The organism is Aeromonas sp. QDB18, assembly GCF_027705325.1.
In the GTDB taxonomy this organism is placed as follows: Bacteria; Pseudomonadota; Gammaproteobacteria; order Enterobacterales; family Aeromonadaceae; genus Aeromonas; species Aeromonas caviae.
Map to the genome: position 1 here is coordinate 1 of NZ_JAPDBQ010000231.1, position 3323 is coordinate 3323.

General features: G+C 61.0%; 2 protein-coding genes. Both read left to right on the plus strand.

Annotated elements, in window-relative coordinates:
- Positions 1-170: 170 nt before the first annotated feature.
- Complete coding sequence (locus tag OKC30_RS20260; protein WP_010674652.1) at positions 171-1553, plus strand: L-serine ammonia-lyase; 1383 nt, start codon at positions 171-173, stop codon at positions 1551-1553.
- A 284-nt stretch (positions 1554-1837) separates the two neighbouring features.
- Positions 1838-3208 carry an L-serine ammonia-lyase gene (locus OKC30_RS20265; RefSeq protein ID WP_039039104.1) on the plus strand — a complete coding sequence of 457 codons (1371 nt, stop codon included), beginning with the start codon at positions 1838-1840 and terminating at the stop codon, positions 3206-3208.
- The last annotated feature ends 115 nt before the right edge of the window (positions 3209-3323 follow it).

A 3323-nucleotide genomic window follows, 5' to 3' on the forward strand; every position in this document is an offset into this window, starting at 1 on the left:
TGCGCGAGCAGCTATCACCCAGTAATGGGAATCCCCCTCCTGTGACGCGAAGCGCTAAGGTGGGGGAGGATGTCAATTCCCTACCGCCATCACACCCCGCTATCTCCCCCCTTTTCAACGACTACAAAAAATTTACAATGTTTAGACGAAATCCATAATTGGAGTACGTCATGATCAGTGTCTTCGACATGTTTTCCATCGGGATAGGCCCCTCCTCCTCCCATACCGTGGGACCGATGCGGGCCGCCTGCGCCTTCATCCAGACCCTCAAAGCGAACGCACTCCTCTCCCGTACCGGACGCGTCGTCGTCGAGTGCTACGGCTCACTGGGCCAGACCGGCAAGGGGCACGGCACCGGCAAGGCCATCATCCTGGGATTGGCCGGATTTGAACCCGAATCCGTGGACATTGAGGCCATTCCCGCCTTCCTCGCCCAGGTAGAGCAGACCCAGACCCTCTGCCTGGGCGGCGAGCAACCCAGCGAATTTCCCCGCATCGGCGCCATCCTCTTCAACCGGCGCAAAACCCTTCCCGCCCACTCCAACGGCATGACACTGCGCGCCTATGAGGGTGACACCCTTGTGTTCGAGCAGACCTACTACTCCATCGGGGGCGGTTTCATCATCGAGGAGAGTCACTTCGCCAACGCCCGGGAAGAGGCGGCCCGCTTCGATGCCGCCCACCCCATCCCCTATCCCTTCGAGAGCGGCGCCGAGCTGCTGGCCCAGTGCCAGGAGAGCGGCCTCTCCATCTCGGGACTGATGCTGGCCAACGAGAAGGTGTTTCGCTCGGAAGCGGAGATCAAGGCCGGGCTTCGCAAGATCTGGCAGGCGATGCAGGGGTGTGTGGAGCGTGGCTGCAAGAGCGAGGGGGTGCTGCCAGGCGGTCTCAAGGTCAAGCGCCGGGCTCCCGCCCTCTATCGCCAGCTCTGTGGCGAGACCAATTTCAACAAGGATCCGCTGATGGTGATGGAGTGGGTGGATCTCTTTGCGCTGGCCGTCAACGAGGAGAACGCCGCCGGGGGCCGGGTGGTGACGGCGCCGACCAACGGTGCCGCCGGCATCATCCCCGCGGTGTTGCACTATTACGATCGCTTCGTGCGCAAGGTGGATGACGAGCTGCTGATGCAGTACTTCCTCACCGCCGCCGCCATCGGCATCCTCTACAAGAAGAATGCCTCCCTCTCGGGGGCCGAGGTGGGCTGTCAGGGCGAGGTCGGCGTGGCCTGCTCCATGGCCGCTGGTGCCCTGGCCGAGCTGCTGGGCGCCAGCCCCGCCATTGTCGAGAACGCCGCCGAGATCGGCATGGAGCACAATCTCGGGCTGACCTGCGATCCCGTCGGTGGCCTGGTGCAGGTGCCCTGCATCGAGCGCAACGCCATGGGCGCGGTCAAGGCGATCAATGCCGCCCGCCTCGCCCTGCGCGGCACCGGCGAGCACAAGGTGTCGCTGGACAAGGTGATCAGAACCATGTGGGAAACCGGCAACGACATGAAGACCAAGTACAAGGAGACCGCCCGGGGCGGCCTTGCCGTCAACATCACCGAGTGTTAAGCCTCTGTGATAAAGCCGCATATGGCACTCGAATACCCGGCATCGCCGGGTATTTTTTTGCAAAACGTTTGTCTGGCGCTTAACAAAATGGATAACCATCAAAATAAATTTTATACTCGCGCCACGAATTCAACAAAAATAGATCTGTTTCAACTTTTTTTAGGCATTGAACCGTTACACTGTGGTTATCCGGTTCCCTGGCCTTTGTGACGACAGACCCGTCCCATGGATCCCTTTTCTGCGAGTGGGCATGGCGCCCCCTTCTACCCTGAGGTAATTGTTACATGATCAGCGTTTTTGATATCTTCAAAATCGGTGTTGGCCCCTCCTCTTCCCACACTGTCGGCCCCATGAAGGCAGCCAAACAGTTCGTGGATGAACTGCGTGCTGGCGGCAAGATCCGTGACATCACCCGGATCCAGGTCGATGTCTATGGCTCACTCTCCTGGACCGGCAAAGGCCACCACACGGATACCGCCATCATCATGGGTCTGGCGGGCAACCTGCCGGAGAACGTCGACATCGACGCCATCCCCGAATTCATCTCCCGCGTGGAGCAGACCGGTCGTCTGCCCATCGGCCTGCACTGCCACACCGTCAGCTTCCCCAAGGGCGCCATGATCTTCCATGACGAGGCCCTGCCCCTGCACGAAAACGGCATGAGGCTGACCGCCTTCATCGAAGATGACGCCGTCTACAGCAAGACCTACTACTCCATCGGCGGTGGCTTCATCGTCGACGAAGAGAACTTTGGCAAGGGTGACAGCGGCGACATGTCCGTCAGCTATCCCTTCAAGAGTGCCGCCGAGCTCATCGCCCACTGCAGCCAGAGTGGTCTCTCCATCTCCGCCCTGATGATGGAAAACGAGAAGTGCTTCAACACCCCGGAAGAGATCTACAAGAAGCTCGGCAAGATCTGGACCACCATGCGGGAAGGGATTGAGCGCGGCTGCCGCACCGAGGGCGTCCTCTCCGGCCCGCTGCGCGTACCGCGCCGCGCCGCCCCGCTCTACCGCCAGCTGACCACCAACGAGAACCTCTCCAACGATCCCATGAACATCGTGGACTGGGTCAACATGTTCGCCCTGGCGGTGAGTGAAGAGAACGCCGCCGGTGGCCGCGTCGTCACCGCACCGACCAACGGCGCCGCCGGCATCATCCCCGCCGTGCTGGCCTACTACGACAAGTTCATCCAGCCGGTGGGCCGCGACGAGTACACCCGCTTCTATCTGGCCGCTGCCGCCGTCGGCATGCTCTACAAGATGAACGCATCCATCTCCGGCGCCGAAGTGGGCTGCCAGGGTGAAGTGGGCGTCTCCTGCTCCATGGCCGCCGCCGGCCTGACCGAGCTGATGGGCGGCAGCCCCGAGCATGTCTGTGAAGCCGCCGAGATCGGCATGGAACACAACCTGGGTCTGACCTGCGACCCGGTGGCCGGCCAGGTACAGGTGCCCTGCATCGAGCGCAATGCCATCGCCGCCATGAAGGCGGTCAACGCCTCCCGCATGGCCCTGCGTCGCACCTCCAAGCCGCGTGTGTCGCTGGACAAGGTGATCGAGACCATGTACATCACCGGCAAGGACATGGACTCCAAGTACCGCGAGACCTCCCGCGGTGGCCTGGCCATCAAGGTGATGCAGGTTGCCTGCGACTAACGCCGAGTCGCGATGACATGAAAAAAGCGGGATATATTCCTAATGCCAGTCAGTTAAGCCTGACTGGCATTGTTTTTACTAGGTTTTCTCGTCGCATACTTCTGTGGTTTGGCTT